This is a genomic window from Sphingomonadaceae bacterium OTU29LAMAA1, from assembly GCA_024072375.1.
Taxonomy (GTDB): Bacteria; Pseudomonadota; Alphaproteobacteria; order Sphingomonadales; family Sphingomonadaceae; genus Sphingomonas.
In genome coordinates this window covers 1569592-1585529 of record CP099617.1, presented here as the reverse complement: position 1 = coordinate 1585529, position 15938 = coordinate 1569592, and the positions used below count along the sequence as shown (strand labels likewise).

16 protein-coding genes are annotated in these 15938 nt (G+C 66.4%); 8 read left to right on the top strand and 8 right to left on the bottom strand.

Annotation, left to right across the window (positions count from 1 at the left end; all coding sequences use genetic code 11):
- Nucleotides 1-25: 25 nt before the first annotated feature.
- On the bottom strand, nucleotides 26-1696 hold the full coding sequence (locus NF699_07900; protein USU06568.1) for an FAD-dependent oxidoreductase: 1671 nt from the start codon (nucleotides 1694-1696) through the stop codon (nucleotides 26-28).
- 5 nt (nucleotides 1697-1701) lie between these two features.
- Nucleotides 1702-2421 (bottom strand): hypothetical protein, encoded by a 720-nt coding sequence (locus tag NF699_07895; GenBank protein ID USU06567.1) that lies wholly within the window; start codon nucleotides 2419-2421, stop codon nucleotides 1702-1704.
- 409 nt (nucleotides 2422-2830) lie between these two features.
- Between NF699_07895 and NF699_07890 the strand changes: the two genes are divergently transcribed.
- From NF699_07890 to NF699_07870, 5 genes are all read left to right on the top strand, one after another.
- A complete protein-coding gene (locus NF699_07890; protein ID USU06566.1) occupies nucleotides 2831-3331 on the top strand; it encodes a helix-turn-helix transcriptional regulator in 501 nt (166 codons plus the stop codon).
- Complete coding sequence (locus tag NF699_07885) at nucleotides 3328-3921, top strand: 2-hydroxychromene-2-carboxylate isomerase (protein USU06565.1); 594 nt, start codon at nucleotides 3328-3330, stop codon at nucleotides 3919-3921. Before NF699_07890 ends, NF699_07885 begins: the two co-directional genes overlap by 4 nt.
- Nucleotides 3918-4616: an SDR family NAD(P)-dependent oxidoreductase gene (locus tag NF699_07880; GenBank protein USU06564.1), complete on the top strand. Its 699-nt coding sequence runs from the start codon at nucleotides 3918-3920 to the stop codon at nucleotides 4614-4616. Before NF699_07885 ends, NF699_07880 begins: the two co-directional genes overlap by 4 nt.
- A gap of 37 nt (nucleotides 4617-4653) precedes the next feature.
- Nucleotides 4654-5763, top strand: coding sequence for an NADP-dependent oxidoreductase (locus NF699_07875; GenBank protein ID USU06563.1), 1110 nt, complete (start codon nucleotides 4654-4656; stop codon nucleotides 5761-5763).
- 63 nt (nucleotides 5764-5826) lie between these two features.
- Nucleotides 5827-7488: an ATP-binding protein gene (locus tag NF699_07870; protein ID USU06562.1), complete on the top strand. Its 1662-nt coding sequence runs from the start codon at nucleotides 5827-5829 to the stop codon at nucleotides 7486-7488.
- A 53-nt stretch (nucleotides 7489-7541) separates the two neighbouring features.
- Here the strand turns inward: NF699_07870 and NF699_07865 are convergent, their stop codons facing one another.
- Nucleotides 7542-8324, bottom strand: coding sequence for a HAMP domain-containing histidine kinase (locus NF699_07865; GenBank protein USU06561.1), 783 nt, complete (start codon nucleotides 8322-8324; stop codon nucleotides 7542-7544).
- Between the two features lie 64 nt (nucleotides 8325-8388).
- Nucleotides 8389-9576, bottom strand: coding sequence for a M48 family metalloprotease (locus NF699_07860; GenBank protein ID USU06560.1), 1188 nt, complete (start codon nucleotides 9574-9576; stop codon nucleotides 8389-8391).
- 350 nt (nucleotides 9577-9926) lie between these two features.
- On the opposite strand from NF699_07860, the gene NF699_07855 reads away from it, so the two are divergent.
- A complete protein-coding gene (locus NF699_07855; GenBank protein USU06559.1) occupies nucleotides 9927-11648 on the top strand; it encodes a PAS domain S-box protein in 1722 nt (573 codons plus the stop codon).
- On the opposite strand, the gene NF699_07850 is transcribed toward NF699_07855, so the two are convergent.
- Entirely contained in the window at nucleotides 11645-11863 is a 219-nt protein-coding gene (locus NF699_07850) for a hypothetical protein (GenBank protein USU06558.1), read from the bottom strand. The two genes, NF699_07855 and NF699_07850, sit on opposite strands and share 4 nt — an antisense overlap.
- 291 nt (nucleotides 11864-12154) lie before the next feature.
- Nucleotides 12155-12736, bottom strand: coding sequence for an NAD(P)H-dependent oxidoreductase (locus tag NF699_07845; protein USU06557.1), 582 nt, complete (start codon nucleotides 12734-12736; stop codon nucleotides 12155-12157).
- A gap of 89 nt (nucleotides 12737-12825) precedes the next feature.
- Between NF699_07845 and NF699_07840 the strand changes: the two genes are divergently transcribed.
- Nucleotides 12826-13230 carry a helix-turn-helix transcriptional regulator gene (locus NF699_07840; protein USU06556.1) on the top strand — a complete coding sequence of 135 codons (405 nt, stop codon included), beginning with the start codon at nucleotides 12826-12828 and terminating at the stop codon, nucleotides 13228-13230.
- 204 nt (nucleotides 13231-13434) lie between these two features.
- Nucleotides 13435-14040 (top strand): hypothetical protein, encoded by a 606-nt coding sequence (locus NF699_07835; GenBank protein USU06555.1) that lies wholly within the window; start codon nucleotides 13435-13437, stop codon nucleotides 14038-14040.
- Between the two features lie 184 nt (nucleotides 14041-14224).
- Here the strand turns inward: NF699_07835 and NF699_07830 are convergent, their stop codons facing one another.
- Together NF699_07830 and NF699_07825 are read right to left on the bottom strand one after the other, a co-directional pair.
- Nucleotides 14225-14953 carry a glucose 1-dehydrogenase gene (locus NF699_07830; GenBank protein USU06554.1) on the bottom strand — a complete coding sequence of 243 codons (729 nt, stop codon included), beginning with the start codon at nucleotides 14951-14953 and terminating at the stop codon, nucleotides 14225-14227.
- 78 nt (nucleotides 14954-15031) lie between these two features.
- Entirely contained in the window at nucleotides 15032-15865 is an 834-nt protein-coding gene (locus tag NF699_07825; protein USU06553.1) for an alpha/beta hydrolase, read from the bottom strand.
- Nucleotides 15866-15938: the final 73 nt, after the last annotated feature.

Here is a 15938-nt window from a genome sequence, read left to right as displayed (position 1 = left end):
TCCTCTTGAAATCCTGTCGGGCTCGTCATGGGGTGACCAGATCCGCGAGCGCCTGATGCACTGCGGAGATCACCACCGATCCTTCTCCGACTCCCGACGCGACCCGCTTGACCGAGCCCGATCGAACGTCGCCGACTGCGAACACGCCGGGAAGCGCGGTTGCATAGGGTGAGGCGAGGGGTGTCCCGTCGTCGGCATGTCCCGTTCTGACGAAGCCCGCCGCGTCCAGCGGGACACACCCGCGAAGCCAGCCGGTGTTGGGCTCGGCGCCGATCATCACGAACAGGCTGCCGATCGCGCGCCTTTCCGACTGCCCGGATCGCCTATCCGTCCAAGTGACGTGGGTGAGGTAGCCGTCCCCTTCCACCTCGGTCACCTCGGTGAACGGATGAAGCGTGATGTCGGGCGACCTGTCGATCCGCTGCACGAGGTAGTCCGACATCGTCGCGGCCAAGCCCTCCGACCGGACAAGGACGTGCACGTGGCGGCAGGATCGCGAGAGGAACACTGCCGCCTGGCCCGCCGAGTTGCCGCCACCGACCACGATGACCTCGCGCTCGGCACACAGCTGCGCCTCCATCGGCGTCGCCGCGTAGTAGACGCCGCGCCCTTCCAGTTGAACATAGCCCGGCAGGGATAAGCGCCGGTAGCGCGCGCCGGTGGCGATTACGACAGACGTCGCCCGGATCGACTCTCCACCCTCCAGCGTCAGCTGGTACGGGCGTGCGGAACAGTCGAGCGCCACCACTTCCCGGGAAACCGCCAGTCGTGCTCCGAACTTCTGCGCCTGCACCTGAGCGCGTCCGGCCAGCGCCTGACCCGAGATGCCGGTCGGAAATCCAAGGTAGTTCTCGATCCTGCTGCTGGTGCTCGCCTGGCCACCGGGCGCGTCGCCCTCGATCGCGATCGTGGCCAGCCCCTCGGAAGCTGCATATACTGATGCGGCGAGACCTGCGGGTCCTGCTCCGATCACGGCGACGTCGTAGACTGCCGCTGGATCATGTTCCTCGCTGATGCCGAGCGCGGTCGCGATATCTGCAGGGCTGGGCGAGCGTAGCGTCTCTCCGTCGGGCAGTATCATAAGCGGCAGGTCGTTCGGTGACAGCGCGAATTCCTCGAACGCGGTCAGCGCATCGGGATCATCATCGACATCGAGAAGGCGGTAGGGATGCGCATTGCGCGAGAGGAAGGCGCGCACCCGATGGGTCTGCGCCGCATGCGACGAGCCGACGATCGTTACCGCGCCGTGACCGGTTGCGATCAGTTCCACGCGGCGCAGGATGAAGGCCCGCATGATCGTCTCTCCGATGTCCGCCTCGGTCGACACCATGTTTCGGAACTCGGCACGTCGGATGCGAAGCACCCGCGAGTCGGCGGTCGCACGTCCCGTCACGAGCAGGGACCGCTCGTTAAACAGGTGCAGCTCTCCGCTGAACTGACCCGCGACGTAGGCGCGAAACCGGGTCGGTGCGCCGCCGTCGACCTGGTCGAGCAGCTCGATCGAGCCGGCGAGCACGACGAAGAAGTCGACCGCCCTGTCGCCGCGCCGGAACAGCACCGAACCTTCTGCCGCGTCCTCCAACGTGCCGTAGGGCATGAGCCGGCCGATCGTGGCCGCATCGAGAAGCGGAAACATCTGCGCCTCGCGAGCGTGCGGCGGCTCGTCGGTGGGCAGGGGCTGGAGAACGCTGGCCATGACGATCAGGCGAGATGGATGTTGTCGAGGTCGATCGAGACCACGAGCATGTCGGTCATCGCGTGGCCGTCAGGCTGGCGCGGGAAGATGCGCCGACGGGTCGGGACCATGATGCCCTGCACCTCGCGATACTCGGAGATGAGGTGCGCGCCCGGCGTGCCGCCGGCGATCTCGACGTCGTAGTCATGCCGCTTGAGCAGCCCAGCCGCGTCCACATAGAGAATCTGTTCGGTGCTATGGGTGGAGATGTTCGCGGGGAACCTGACCCTGAGCCGCCGCCATTTCTCCTCGCTTTCCTGCCAAGACTCGATCTCTTCGGCCTCGACCCCCGGCTCGGCCAGCAGGAAGGGCAGGTTCAGGTATGTCCACATGGCCTCTCCGGCGAAATAGGCGAGCTGGGGATCGGTCCAGGGGGTCTCGAGCGTGTGGCCTGCGAAGGACGAGCGCGGCTGCTCCAGCTCATCCAGAACGTCGCCGTTGCTCGACAGGATCGCGACCCGGCCAGGTGTAAAGTCCGTCTTGCGCGACGGGTCGCCGAACGGAGCATGCGAGGCCCATTCGCGCCGGAGCCCGACAGTCACGGTCGTCTCGTCGAGCACGCCGGACTTTCCCTTTAACTGCCATAGCGCGCCGCCCTGCTTCAGACTGGCCGTCAGGGTCTCGAAGCTGTGCCAGCGGGCGAGACCGCCGTGCGATTCGATGAGAGTGGATACGAGATCATCCATCGCGAAACTCCGAGTAGAAAGCTGCCGTCAAACTAGCTTTCCGGGCAGTGCGGCGGAACAATACGAAGGTAGGCAGGGGTATGGGCCTACGGACGGGTTCGCGAGTGACGCGGTGTCATGCTGCCAGCCGCCCCGACCACGTCGTTGGTTCGGCAGGCATGCATGCGGGGTCGAAATTTCGACGTCTCCCTGATCACCCAGCTGCCATGCGCGCGCGTGTCATTGGAGCGCGTTGCCTTTCCTGGCGTCAGGCCAGTGCACCTCATAGATGCTAGCGTCGCGATGACGATGAATCCGGCCGACTGCCTGCAGTCGCTCGCCAGTCCAATTGTCAACGCTGGGCCTACGCAATCGAAGCAGCCGACTTCAACTATTCACTTCAATTATTGAAGCTGCTAACGGCGACCGCATGAAGGTCAAGTCGTTCGTCGGGATGCGCTGCTCCATCGCCGGGGCTCTCGAGCTCATCGGCGACAGGTGGGCGCTGCTCATCGTGCGCGATCTCTCGATGGGGATGACCCGCTACGACGACCTGCGGACAAGCCTGGGGATCCCGCCCGCAACGCTGGCAGCACGCCTAAAGCGTCTGGAGGAGACTGAAATCCTCACTCGGGATCGCTATCAGGAGCGGCCGCCTCGGGACGAGTATCGCCTGACCCCAAAGGGGCGCGATCTCTGGAAGGTCAGCATCGCGCTTCGCGAATGGGGCGACCGCTGGGACGCCTCCGGCTTCGGCGCTGCCACCATCGAGATAACGGATCGCGAGACCGGCCGGCCGCTCGAGCTGGCGATGGTCGACCGCGAGACTGGTCAGGCGGTCTCGCCGACCCGCATCGAGCTGCGCCCGGGACCCGGTGCCGACGAGAGCACGCACCGACTGCTCGGCTTCAGGAAGGAGAACACGCGATGACCAGGACCGTCGAACTCTATTTCGACTTCCGCAGCCCCTATGGCTACCTCGCCTTTGTGCAACTTCAGACGTTGGCGGTCGAGCTCCAGCTCAAGCCGATCAAGGTCCTGGCCTTGATGGAGCGCGTGGGGAACACGCCGACCACCACTACCTGCAAGGCGAAAGGGCGGCACGCGCGCACCGACCTGGGGCGGTGGTCGCGTCGAGTCGGCGTCGCCCTCAACCCCGCCGGCATGGGCAGCGTGGACGGCGAGGGCTGCGCACGCGCCGTTCTAGCCGCCCGGGACGAAGCGCAGGCGGTCGCGATCGCTTCGGCTTTGTACCGCGCGATCTGGACGGGCGGCCGTTCGCTGCCAGGCACCGCCGACATAATTCAGGCGATCGCGGACGCCGGGATCGACGCGGACGGCGTCTCCGCCCGGATCGACATTCCGGAGACGGCGGCGCGGCTGGACGCGTTCACGCAGGAGGCTGCCGACCGCGGCGTCTTCGGCTCGCCGACGATGTTCGTAGGGAACGAGATGTTCTTCGGAAACGACCGGATCGACTTCCTCCGGGACGAGCTCGAACGAGTAGATAAAGCGGCATGACCGAGCAGGAAAAGCCACTGGCGCTGGTGACCGGCGTGGGTCCGGGCACGGGAACGGCCCTCGCCCGCCGCTTCTCGGAAGGCGGCTACCGGGTCGCCATGCTGGCGCGCAACGAAGAGCGGCTGGCCAAACTCGAAGCCGAGATCCCGTCGTCGATTGCCGTTCCCTGCGACGTCGCGGATCCGGCTGCGCTGGAGCGGGCGGTGGCCGCCGTCGGCATGCCGCAGGTGGTCGTCCACAACGCCGTCGGCGGCGCGTTCGGAACGTTCCAGGAGATCGATGCGGCGACGCTCCAACGGAACTTCGAGGTGAACGCCATGGCGCTGTTCCATCTCGCCCGGCTGGTCGCGCCCTCGATGATCGCGGCAGGCGAGGGGTCGATCATCGTGACCGGCAACACGTCCGCACAGCGCGGTCGGGCCAAGTTCGCCGGCTTCGCGCCGACCAAGGCGGCGCAGAGAATACTCGCGGAAGCCATCGCGCGGGACCTCGGGCCAAAGGGCGTGCACGTCGCCTATCTTGTGATCGACGCCTCCATCGACGTGCCCTGGCAGCGCGAGATGCGGCCTGAGGTCGCGGACGACTTCTTCATCTCGCCCTCGTCCGTCGCGGCCGAAGTCTTCCACCTGGCGCACCAGCCGCGCGACGCCTGGTCCTTCCTCGCCGAGGTCCGGCCCTTCCACGAGCCCTGGTGACGTTGCCAGCCATCTTCCTCAAGCGACGGACAAAGACATGAAGGCGTTCGCCATCGACCGCTACAAGGGCGAGCTGAAGCTCAGGGACATGCCCGAGCCCGTGGCGCACGCCGGCGAGGTGGTCGTCGAGATAGAGGCGGCTAGCCTCAACCCTCTCGACGGCAAGATCCGCGACGGCGACTTCAAGGCCTTCCTCCGGTACGACATGCCGCTCGTGCTGGGCAACGACCTGGCGGGAAGGATCGTCGCCGTCGGTCCCGGCGTCACCCGTTTCAAGCTGGGCGAAGAGGTCTTCGGCAAGGTCGATGTCGCCAGGATCGGCACATTCGCGGAGCGCATAGCGGTCAGCGAAGGCGATCTCGCGCGCAAGCCCGTGAACGTCTCGATGGCCGAGGCGGCCTCGCTCCCGCTCGTCGCACTCACTGCGTGGCAGGTGCTTGTCGAGCGCGCGGGCCTGCGATCCGGGCAGAAGGTCCTGATCCACGCGGGAGCAGGAGGAGTCGGTACCGTCGCCATCCAGCTCGCCAGGCACCTGGGCGCAACGGTCGCCACCACCGCGAGCGCCTCAAGCCTCGGCTTGGTGCGCTCGCTCGGTGCGGACATCGCGATAGACTACCGCAGCGAGGACTTCGCGCAGCGGCTGCACGACTACGACGTCGTCCTCACCTCCCTGGATACCGATGTCCTGGAGCGGTCGCTGAAGGTCCTGCGGCCCGGCGGCAAGCTGATATCGCTGTCCGGACCTCCCGATCCCGCCTTCGCCCGGTCGGTCGGTGCCAACGTCGTGGTGCGTCAGGTCATGCGCCTCATGAGCTCCAGGACCCGGAGGCTCGCGGGGCGTCGGGGGGTCGAATACTCCTTCCTCTTCATGCGGGCCGACGGCGCACAGCTTGCAAGGATCGCGCATCTCGTCGAGGACGGTACGATCAGGCCGGTGCTCGACCGGATCGTGCCGTTCGAACGCACTTCGGAGATACTCTCGCTGCTCGAGGGCAGGCGAGGCCCGGGGAAGGTCGTCATGTCGCGCGAGGCGGTGCCATCGGGCGAGGCGAACGCATCCGACAGCCTTCCCGTGGCGGATCTGCTCGAGAAGCTGCGGACCATCGATCCCGTCGTCAGGATCTGGCCCGACAAGGAGCCTGGCTGACGCTCTGTCGCGGCAGCTCTGGAACGAAGACGCGGCTACGGCCGGAACGGAACTCTCTGGATCATGACGAACCTCGAGGATATGCGAGCGCTTCCGGACGGCTCGCGACCGACAAGCATCTCGGTGCGCGCTGTGGACGCCTATGCCGACTACCTGCCGCAGCTGCATCTTCGAGCTCGACCCGACGGGGTCATCACGTTCTTGAACCTGCGGTACGAGGAGCTGACCGGAGCCGACCGGTGTCCTGCTGTCCGGGAGGCGCTGTGGCGGGATCGGATACATCCCGAGGATCTCGACGGCCTGGAGGGCGCATTCGCAGGCGGCCAGGTGGGCGATCGCGATCTGCAGATCGACTTCCGGCTGCTGCACGCGGACGGAGCGTTCAGGTGGATGCGACTGACCGCCAGGATCGTCCAGGACGAGGCCGGGGATCTCGTCTGGCACGGCCTGGCGTCCGACGTCCAAGACGAGAGGGCGGCACGGGGTGAACCCGATGCGATCAGCCGCGGCCTGCGGGAACGGGTGGACGGTCAGGCGGCTGAGCTGGCGTCGCTCGAGGTCCGCTACGCAAGCCTCTTCGCGATCAGCAGGATCGCCTTCGCCGAGCAGGACATGTCCGGGACCGCCCTGATCCTTCGCGACCTGAAGGCGCAGGGGATCGAGGACCTGGCGGCCTACATGGCCGAGCATCCCGAGACGCTCGCCCGCTGCGTCGCTTCCGTGAAGACGGTATCCGTCAACGACGCGTGCGTCCGCATGCTGGGCTTCGACGACGTCGACGGCGCGGTGGACCGGACGGTGGACGGCACCGCGGAGGACATCGAGGCGGTGCTGCTGAGGCAGTTCGAGATGATCTTCTACGGCTGGGAAAGCGTGGAGGGACGGGTTGTCCTGATCGGAGCGCGCGGACGCCGCGTGCCCGTCTTCTACTCCGTCACCCGTCTCGACGACGAGCGTCAGCTGTCCAGCCTGGTGGACATCAGCAGCCAGGAGGAGGTCGAGGAGATGCGCCGCGCGGCGCAGGCGGAGCTCGCGCGTGCTAGCCGCATCGCGACCGTCGGTGCGTTCTCGGCTTCCATCGCCCATGAGCTCAACCAGCCGGTCGCCTCGATAAGCATGGATGCGAACACGGGCCTGCGGCTGCTGCGGCGTCCGCAGCCCGAGGTGGGGGCCGCGGTCAGGGTGCTCGAGCGCGTCTCCGTCACAATCGAGCGCATATCCACCATCGTCAGGCACACGCACGATCGTATCCAGGGCGGGAGGCAGGACGTCCGCAGGATCGATCTCGGTCGGCTTGCGAGGGAGACCTGTGCACTTCTCGCACGAGACATGCGGAGCTGCGGCGTGAGCGTCAGATACGTCGGAAGCGACGCGCCGGCCGTGGAAGGCGACTTCGTCGATCTGCAGCAGGTGCTCATCAATCTGATCAACAACGCTCGCGACGCCATGCTCGACGTCGAGCGCGACGAGAAGGTCGTCACGGTCGACGTGCGCGGGGTCGGGGACCATGTCGAGCTTGCGGTCGCCGACGTCGGCGCCGGGATCTCGGAGGACGACCGGACCCGCCTCTTCCAGCCATTCTTCACGACCAAGAAGGAGGGGGTCGGGCTGGGGCTTCAGATCTGCCTCTCCACGATACAGCGGATGGGAGGCGAGATGACCGTTGCGAACGGGCCTTCCCAGGGAGCCGTGTTCACCTGTCGCCTGCCGGCGCTGCGAGGCTGACATCCCGAAGCAGTCTAATCCCGCATTCTCCCCCTGGCCCAGTACAGGCCCCGTCAGTCGGCCTTCGGCTCGTCGATGACGATGCTGAAGCGGGTCCCTGACGGCTCCGACGTGACCTCGACCAGATGCCCGAGGGCGCGGCAGTGCTCGCGCACGATCGAGAGACCAAGCCCGAGACCCTCGCTCGCCCTGTCGGCCTGGTAGAACGCCTCGAAGAGGCGGGCCTGGATGTCCGCCGGAATGACCGTCCCGTCGTTGACGACATCGACGCGGACCTTTCCGGCGGTGCGGCAGGTGCTCACCCTGACGTGGCTCCGCCCGTACTTCAGGGCATTGCCAATCAGGTTGTCCAGGATCGAGCGCATGCGCGCCCGGTCGGTGCGGACGGGGGCGGGCAGGCGGGCGATCTCGAGCGTGACGCCTCCGGCTGCCGCCGACTTCGCCCAGACCGCCTCGGTCTCCTCCATTATGACGCCAAGGCACTGCAGCGTAGGCGGTCCGAACGGCTCCTGCGAGACCGCTGCGCCGACGAGATCGCCGAGCCCGCGCGTCATTCGGTGGACCTGCGTGCGAGCGGCCTCTATCCAGATGCGGTCGCCCGCCAGCTGCTCGGCCAGGACCAGACGCTCCAGCGCATGCGAGATGATCTGGAGCGGCTGCATAAGATCGTGGCCGGCGGCGGCCATCGCGGAGCGCAGGGCACGAGCGACTGCGCCGCCGCCGTACGGATCGGCTGCTGCCGGCACGGCGGCTAGGCCGTCGAACTCCGTCGGCGCCACCGTGGTGGCGCTGCCCGTCGGCCCGGACGGTTGCACGAAGGCGGTCAGGTTCTGCACCGTTATTCTCCGTTCCTGACAGCATCGCGGTCCATGGCGCCGCGTTTCGGCTCCTGTGATCCGCTCATCGCGACGTCGAGGCGGCCGGCCCTGCGTGATCGGCCTTCCACTTCATGGCTGTCTCGATGCGCCGAGCGTTGCTGGGATGATCGTAGAAGAGGAACTCCTCCAGCCGTGTCGGTCGACTTGCCCGATAGTCTGAGGTGGCGAGCACCGCCCGGGCCATGCCGTCCGGCTCGTGGGCGAGCTCGAGACTGTACCGGTCCGCATCGGCCTCCACCAGCCGCTCGGCCGTGTTTACGAGGGGTGTGGTGACGAGCGTGTAGATCGCGAAGATGCCCAGCAGGATCGGCAGGCCTGAGGGATCCCCAAGGGTCATTCCCGGCCTCCCCAGCAGGCGCGCCGCCGGCCCGAAGGAGCGTTGCGCCACGAGGAGGCCGGCTCCGACTACGATCGTCAGGAACGACGCGAGCAGGAGCGGATGAGCATGACGCTCATGCCCCAGCTCATGGGCGACCACCGCCCTGACCGCTCCGACGTCCGCACCGTGCGCGAACATCGAGTCGCTCAGCAGCACGGTGGCCGATGAACCAAGCCCGGTGACCGACGCAGTGTACCGGCTGCTCTGGCGCGATCCGTCGTACACGAGGACGCGATCGTCGTTCACGCCGCCGTCCTCAACCAGTTCCTGGATGGCTTCCCGCATCTCGCCGGCGGGGGCGGGCGCGTACCGGTGCAGGAAGGGGGCGAGTGCGACAGGCTGGACCACGAGGGCGAGAACGAGCCCGGCCGCCGCTAGCGCGGTCCCCCAGAGCCACCAGCGTGAACCCGTTCGCCGGACCGCCGCGTAGAAGCCGGCAAGCAGCGCAGCGCCTACAAGGGCCGTGACGAGGGACTGGACCGCATATTCCGTCGTCCATGCTGCGAGAGGCTGCTGCGAGAAGCCGTACGAGCGCTCGCGACGCCAGTCCGAGACGGCGAACCAGGGTAGCTCGAGGGCGAAGTAGAGGAGTAGGATAGCGAAGCTGATCCCGAACGAGGCTCGAGCAGGCCTGGACGGCGATGCGAACCCGACAGGCAGCCGCGCCGGCACGTCCATGCGCACCAGCAGCGCGGCGATGGCGAACGCCAGCAGCTTGGAACAGAGCAGGAGCCAGTGTCCTTGTCTCGTGTAGGCGGCGGCGGCAAGCTCGCGCGCAGGCGGGACAAGATGAAGGTAGGCCTCGGTCGCCGTTCTGACATCGATTGCCATATCTACCCGTCGCTCCGCCTGGCGTGTCGCCGTGACACCGGGAGGACTATCGCCGCATTCCTGCCGCCGCCCCATCGCGCGGTCGTATGGGGTCAGACCGACGTTGGCACCGGCATACGCTACCAAGGTATGCCCCGCGCAGCTGCGTCCATGATGGCTAGCGTAGAGGGAATCCAGGCGGCGCCTGATCTGTCCCGCCGTCATGATGCCGAACACCGATGCGGCCCGGGCCCCGGATGACCTGGAGATCACCCCCTACCAGCGTCCAGCTTCTCACGTGCGACCAGGCACTTCAGACAGGTCGAAGCGGGAGCCACGTGGGGATCCTCGCGTCATGAGCATGGGGCGAAATGTCGTTTCTAGCCGTCACGGTCGCGCCTGTTACCATAGCCCTCGGCGCGATTGTCCTGGCGTATCGTCTCGGGGCGACGAACAACGCCCGCGCCGTCAGGGCTGGCGAGAACGATCTCAGGCACGTCGCGGATTCGGTGCCGCAGGTACTCTGGCAGGGACTGCCGGACGGGCGTGTCACCTTCATGAATCTGCGATGGACCGAGATCACCGGAGCATCGGTCGAGGACGGTCTAGAAGACGACGGCTGGGCATGGAAGAACTGGTTCCATCCCGAAGACCGGCAGGGGCTGCTGGACGACTGGGCTCACGCTCGTACTATGGGCGTCCAGTTCGATTCCTACCGTCGGCTGCTGCATGCGGACGGCACCTACCGCTGGCTTCAGATCACTGCCCGTCCAGTGCGAAGCGAGGACGGTGCGATCCTGCGCTGGTACGGCGTGTCCACCGATATCCATGCCGAGATGCAGGCGCAGCTCGGCGTCCGAAAGCTCAACCAGACGCTGGAACAGCGTGTCGCGGAGCGGACCCGCGACCTGTCCGTGAGCGAGCAGCGGTACCGCTCGATCTTCGAGCGATCGCAGGTCGCTCTCTTCGAACAGAACCTGGACGATCTCGTCGAGGCCCTCGCGCCGCTGCGGATGCGCCACGGTGCAAAGCTCGCCGTTTATCTTCAGGACAACCCGGAGGAGCTGTCCGGACTGCTGCGGCTGCTGAGGACCGAGGACGTGAACTCGGCCGCGGTGCAGTTTCTCGGCAAGTCTCGCGACACGATCCTCTCGCATTCGCGCCCGGAGATCGTGGACCCGGCGCCGTTCGCCGAGCTTCTCCATACCATCGCCCTCGGCGAAGAGGATCACTGGGAGGGTGTCGTCACCCTAATGGTCGCCGACGGGAGCATCAGGCAGGCCCTCTGCGGGGTCACGCTGATGCGTACTCCCGGACGCACACGGGCCTTCACCCATCTCAGCGACATCACCGAGCGCGAGCGCACGCGCGAGATGCTGATGGAGGCGCGCGAGGAACTATCCCGTGCGAACAGGGCGCTGACGGTGGGCGCTCTCTCCATGTCCCTGGCACACGATCTGGGCCAGCCGATCAGCTCCATCGCAATGGATGCGCACGTGGGGCATCGCTCCCTTGCCAGCTCCCCCGTCGATACCGCCACTGCGAGCAAGGCGCTGGATCGCGTGATCTCCTCCGCGCGCCGGGCAGCCGAGCTGCTGAACCGCACCAGGGAAACGGCGTCCCGGAGAGAGAGGTCGGTGGAAGTTGTCGATCTGGGCGAGGTCATCCGCATAAGCGTCGGCCTCATGGAGCATGAGGTACGGCTACAGGGCTGCCGGGTGCTTCTCGAGCTGCCGGAAAGGCCGGCCCTCGTCGCGGCGGACCGGGTCGAGCTCCAGCAGGTCCTCATCAACCTGATCCTGAACGCACTGGCGGCCAGCCAGTGCTCATCCTCGAACGACCGGACCATCGACGTGACGCTGACGGATCGGGTCGATGACCTCGTCGTCGACGTCAAGGACGGCGGCGTCGGGCTGCCTGCGGGCGCGGAGGCCCGGATCTTCGATCCGCTGTTCTCGACTCGCCCAGGAGGCATGGGCATGGGACTCGCGATCTGCCGGACCATAGTCCAGAGCTTCGGCGGCGATCTCGTCGCCCGTAACAATCCGAATGGCGGCGCGACATTCGTGTTCACGCTGCCGCGCTCGCGCTAGCGCTCCGGCCGGCCCGGCCGCGCGCGTGTCGGCCGAGCGATCGCGGCGGGCGGCGGACGGCAGAGCGACAGGATCGATACGAAGAGCAGACCGCCGAGGAGGAGCGATATGGCGGCGTCCTCGATCGCCTGCATCGCACCATACGCTGCAGCGGCGCAGGCGCCGGCGAGCGCAACGACCAGGGTCAGCGTGAGATTTCGATCTGCTCGGGCCATGAGGCGCTCCTGCATTCAGCATCGGCGACCTGCATGCAGTCGCAAGGTGACCGGAACGGCGGGCCGACCATCGCGGGAGGAACGGGCTGGCCGGCCGGGGGGGGCAGGGGTGCCGTCCCGGTCATCTGCAAAATGGCTGTTGGTGCGATCGTCGGACAGTCGTCAGGAGGTGTGGCCGCCACGTTCCTTGGTAGGTGGCGGCGCGCGATCAGAAGCGGCTTATGGGACGCTTGAGGCACGACCTCGCACTGCATTCCGGATCCGCCCGATGGGCACGTCCTCGCGCGACGTTCACGCGGCGGCAGCGACCTCGTTCGGCTCAAGGCGCCGAGCCTCGTCGATCGCCGCTTCGACGGCAGCCCGACGCTCCGCTTCGCCGCGCCCGATGCCTTCGGCCACGATCACCTCCACGTCGGCACCGACGAAGCCGAACACGGAACGTAGCAGGGTCTCGGCATGCTCGTAGGCGGCATAGGGCGAGCCCTCGCCGTAGACGTTGCCCCGAGCCAGTGCGACGATGACGCGTTTGCCCCTGACCAGTCCGACCGGCCCGTTCTCGCCATAGCCGAAGGTCCTGCCGCGCACGGCTATACGGTCGATCCATGCCTTGAGCTGACTGGGAATCGAGAAGTTGTAGAAGCCCACGCCGATGACCACGACGTCGGCGTCCAGGAACTGCTGCACGTCCTCGCCGTCGGCGAGAGCCAGGTAGGTCTCGAGCGTCAGGTGGGAGAGCGGTTCGTCGACGAGGTCGCGGTAGGTCACCTCCAGGTCGGGCTCCGCTTCCCGAAGACGATTGACTATTGCGGCGGAGATTGCCCGGCTGGCCGAGCCGTCGCCCATGATGCTGGAGTCGAGATGCAGAAGTTTCACTGGAGGTCTCCGGTCTGGATTTGTGACCAGGACCAGCTATGTGACCGGAGATCGTTCGCCAAGAACGCATATTTCTAGGACCAGGTCACATGGATATGCCTGCCTCTCACGGCGTGACGGAGCGATGCCGCAAGATGAGCGGAGTGCTCACGATCGTCGGCGACAAGTGGACGGTGATGATCGTGATGGTCCTCATCGAGCGGCCGCGGCGCTTCAACGAGATCAAGCGCGTGATAGGCGGCATCTCGCAGCAGATGCTGACGCGTACGCTCAAGGCGCTGGAGCGCGACGGCATGGTCAGCCGCACGGTTCATCCGACCGTTCCGCCTCAGGTGGAATATGCCCTGACGGAGCTCGGTCACTCGCTTTCGAGGCCGCTGCGCGATCTGGGCGAATGGGCGGGCGCCCACCTTGAACAGATTCTGGAAAATCGCGTGAGATACGACATCCAAAAGGATCAGGGGGACGTAGCTCGGAGCCAGACCAGCGGCTGATCCGAGGGCCCTGGCGATCATGCATCCCTCGCGGCCGCTGCGGCGGCAATTATACAGGTTCCAAGAAGCGACGAAGAGGCTCCGGCTACCCGATATCCGACAGGTCCGAATCGCGGGGGCGAGGCTACGCTGCGGCGGCTTCTTCGGGACTAGCCGCGAAGCTCCGCAACCTTTCCTTCACGCCTGGTATAGCAGTAGGTCGCGATGAATAATCGACCGCACTACGTATATGTCGCTGCCAGCGACCGCCTACTCGCCTGGTCGAAGGAGGAGTTCGACCGCGTCGTTGTGAAGGTCGGCATAAGCGAGCGCCCTACTATGCGTGAAATCGGACTGAATGGCAGACATCCGACCACGGGTGAGCCCGTACCTCCGTGCTGCGGCTGCAGCGACTGGAAGGTAGTCGCGTTCAAGCAGACTCCGACGAAGAACGACGCCAAAAATCTGGAGGAGCGCTTCATCGCCGCTTTCGAACCGTTCGACGCCTATGTGCGTCACGCCGTGCCCTGGCCGCTCCCGTTCAAGGGCGCGGGAGAGAGCGAACTGCTGCTGTTTCCGGAAAAGAGTCCCGTCGGTGCCGAGCTGGCGCGTTTCGATGCGGACGTCCGGGACCTCTATATCGCGGGCCGCTCCGGCTTCCTCACTGCCGTCCAGGTCATCGAACCTGAAGTTGATGACTGCGTCGGCGACGAGGAGCTTGAAGTCGACCGCGAGCGTGGCGATCACGCCATGGACGCGGAGCACGATCGTCACGAGGCTCAGGACCGCGCAGCTCTGTCACGGGAAAGCGGGCATTTTTACGAAGACTGAGTTCGAGGCGATTTTGCCAACTCGGTCAGGCTGAAGAAGCAGCGACCTGCATAGGATCGAAGCTGACACGCGGCGACGATCTTCGGACCCGATGTATGCTCGTCCGTGCAGGAGATGGCCGGCAGACGATGTGGCCGAACATGGCCAGCATACTGGCGGCAGGCCCGATCCCGGTCGGCCAGGATCAGACCTGTGCCCGACCGCCATCGACGAAGAGTTCCGTGCCGCTGACGAAGCTGGATGCGTCGGAGGCGAGATAGAGCACCGCCTGGGCCACCTCCTCGGGCAGACCTACCCGGCCGATCGGAACCGATGCGACCAGCTTCTGGAACGCTTCCGCGGACAGGCGCTGGGTGCCTGGCGTGTCGACCGGTCCGGGGCTCACGACGTTCGATCGGATCCGCCGGTCCTTCAGTTCGATCGTCCATGAGCGTACGAAGTTGCGTAAGGCCGCCTTCGTCGCGCCGTAGACGCCGAGTCCCGGCGTACCTTTGGATCCCGCCACCGAGCCGATCAGGATGATGGAGGCGCCGTCACGGAGATGCGGCAGCGCCTTCTTCACCGTGAACACGTTGCCCTTCACGTTCGTCGAGAAGAGCCGATCGAAGTGCTGCTCGGTCATCGCGTCCAGCGTCTCCACCTCGGCGACCCCGGCGTTGGCGACCAGCACGTCTATCCGACCCAGTCCGGCGACGACCTCGTACAGGCGGTCGAGATCCTGGAGCGAGCCGACGTCGCCGCGAAAACCGGTGGCGGCCTGCCCAAGCGAAGCCACCGCCTCGCCGAGCTCCTTCTCCCGCCGGCCTGTCACGACCACGCGCGCGCCTTCCTGTATGAAGGCCTTCGCTATGGCTAAGCCGATGCCGGAGCTTCCGCCGGTGACCACCGCCAGCCTGCCTTCGAGCGTCGCCATGGTATGTGCCTTCTCCAATGCGTGATCGAGGCGCCCGTCTAAGTGCAGGTGCCCGACGTGGCGCCTCGCCGTTGTCGCTCAGGCTTCCAGGAAGAGTCGCAGATGAGCCAGGAACAGATCGGGATACTGGAAGTGAGGGGCGTGTCCCGAGTCCGGGTAGATGACGAGCTGCGCGTTCGGCAGATGCTGCTGCAGGTGGAAGGAGTTCGTCGTGTTCAGCATCACGTCGAGGTGGCCGTTCGCCACCAGCGTCGGCATCGTGATGGCGGCGAGGTCCGCGAAGCGCTCGCCGTGCGGCTCGAGCCAGTCCCGCCCGGCGGCGACCTGCGCCATGATCGTCGGCATGCCGCTGGGCGCATCGACGTCCTCGGTGCGTGCATGCCGCCGTTCCCAGTACCGCGCCGCAGCCGCGCGGCCGGCGTCCGACTGTCCGAAGAACAGCCAGGCCATGTCGTCGAGGCCTGCGTTGCCGCGGGCGCGCTGGGAGACCTCGGCGATATACGGCGACGGATCGCCGCCACGCGGGCTGGTACCGACCAGGACGAGACGCCGGACACGCTCGGCGTTCTTCTTGGCGAACGCCTGGGCGACCATGCCGCCCATGGAGAAGCCCAGCAGGTCGAAGGTCCCTAGCTTCAGCGCATCGACGAACTCGACGACGCAGTCCGCCATTCCCTCGATCGTGCTCGGTGTCTCTCCGCTCGAGGCGCCTACGCCCGCGTTGTCCACGAGGATGATCTCGCGATCCCTGGCCAGGCCGTCGGTGAAGGCCGGATCCCAGTGGTCGAGCCCACCGGTGAAATGCTGCAGAAGCACGATCGGCGTCCCGGTCGAGTTGCCGAACCGGCGGTAGGCGTAGCGGTTCTGGCCCGCTTCGATGAACTGAGTGGGGGCGTTCTGATGCGTCTGCATGGTTCGATCTCCTTGAGGAGACCGTGGCTCACGCCGGCGCGGCTAGCGATATGGACGTCGGTATTATCCGGAC

What these genes read in the sequence shown, in the direction of transcription:
- NF699_07885 (USU06565.1), top strand. Translation starts at nt 3,328, where the DNA reads ATGACCAGGACCGTCGAACTCTATTTCGACTTCCGCAGCCCCTATGGC.
- NF699_07825 (USU06553.1), bottom strand. Translation starts at nt 15,865, where the DNA reads ATGCAGACGCATCAGAACGCCCCCACTCAGTTCATCGAAGCGGGCCAG.
- NF699_07830 (USU06554.1), bottom strand. Translation starts at nt 14,953, where the DNA reads ATGGCGACGCTCGAAGGCAGGCTGGCGGTGGTCACCGGCGGAAGCTCC.
- NF699_07895 (USU06567.1), bottom strand. Translation starts at nt 2,421, where the DNA reads ATGGATGATCTCGTATCCACTCTCATCGAATCGCACGGCGGTCTCGCC.
- NF699_07890 (USU06566.1), top strand. Translation starts at nt 2,831, where the DNA reads ATGAAGGTCAAGTCGTTCGTCGGGATGCGCTGCTCCATCGCCGGGGCT.
- NF699_07900 (USU06568.1), bottom strand. Translation starts at nt 1,696, where the DNA reads ATGGCCAGCGTTCTCCAGCCCCTGCCCACCGACGAGCCGCCGCACGCT.
- NF699_07835 (USU06555.1), top strand. Translation starts at nt 13,435, where the DNA reads ATGAATAATCGACCGCACTACGTATATGTCGCTGCCAGCGACCGCCTA.
- NF699_07870 (USU06562.1), top strand. Translation starts at nt 5,827, where the DNA reads ATGACGAACCTCGAGGATATGCGAGCGCTTCCGGACGGCTCGCGACCG.
- NF699_07860 (USU06560.1), bottom strand. Translation starts at nt 9,576, where the DNA reads ATGGCAATCGATGTCAGAACGGCGACCGAGGCCTACCTTCATCTTGTC.
- NF699_07880 (USU06564.1), top strand. Translation starts at nt 3,918, where the DNA reads ATGACCGAGCAGGAAAAGCCACTGGCGCTGGTGACCGGCGTGGGTCCG.
- NF699_07855 (USU06559.1), top strand. Translation starts at nt 9,927, where the DNA reads ATGTCGTTTCTAGCCGTCACGGTCGCGCCTGTTACCATAGCCCTCGGC.
- NF699_07850 (USU06558.1), bottom strand. Translation starts at nt 11,863, where the DNA reads ATGGCCCGAGCAGATCGAAATCTCACGCTGACCCTGGTCGTTGCGCTC.
- NF699_07840 (USU06556.1), top strand. Translation starts at nt 12,826, where the DNA reads ATGGATATGCCTGCCTCTCACGGCGTGACGGAGCGATGCCGCAAGATG.
- NF699_07875 (USU06563.1), top strand. Translation starts at nt 4,654, where the DNA reads ATGAAGGCGTTCGCCATCGACCGCTACAAGGGCGAGCTGAAGCTCAGG.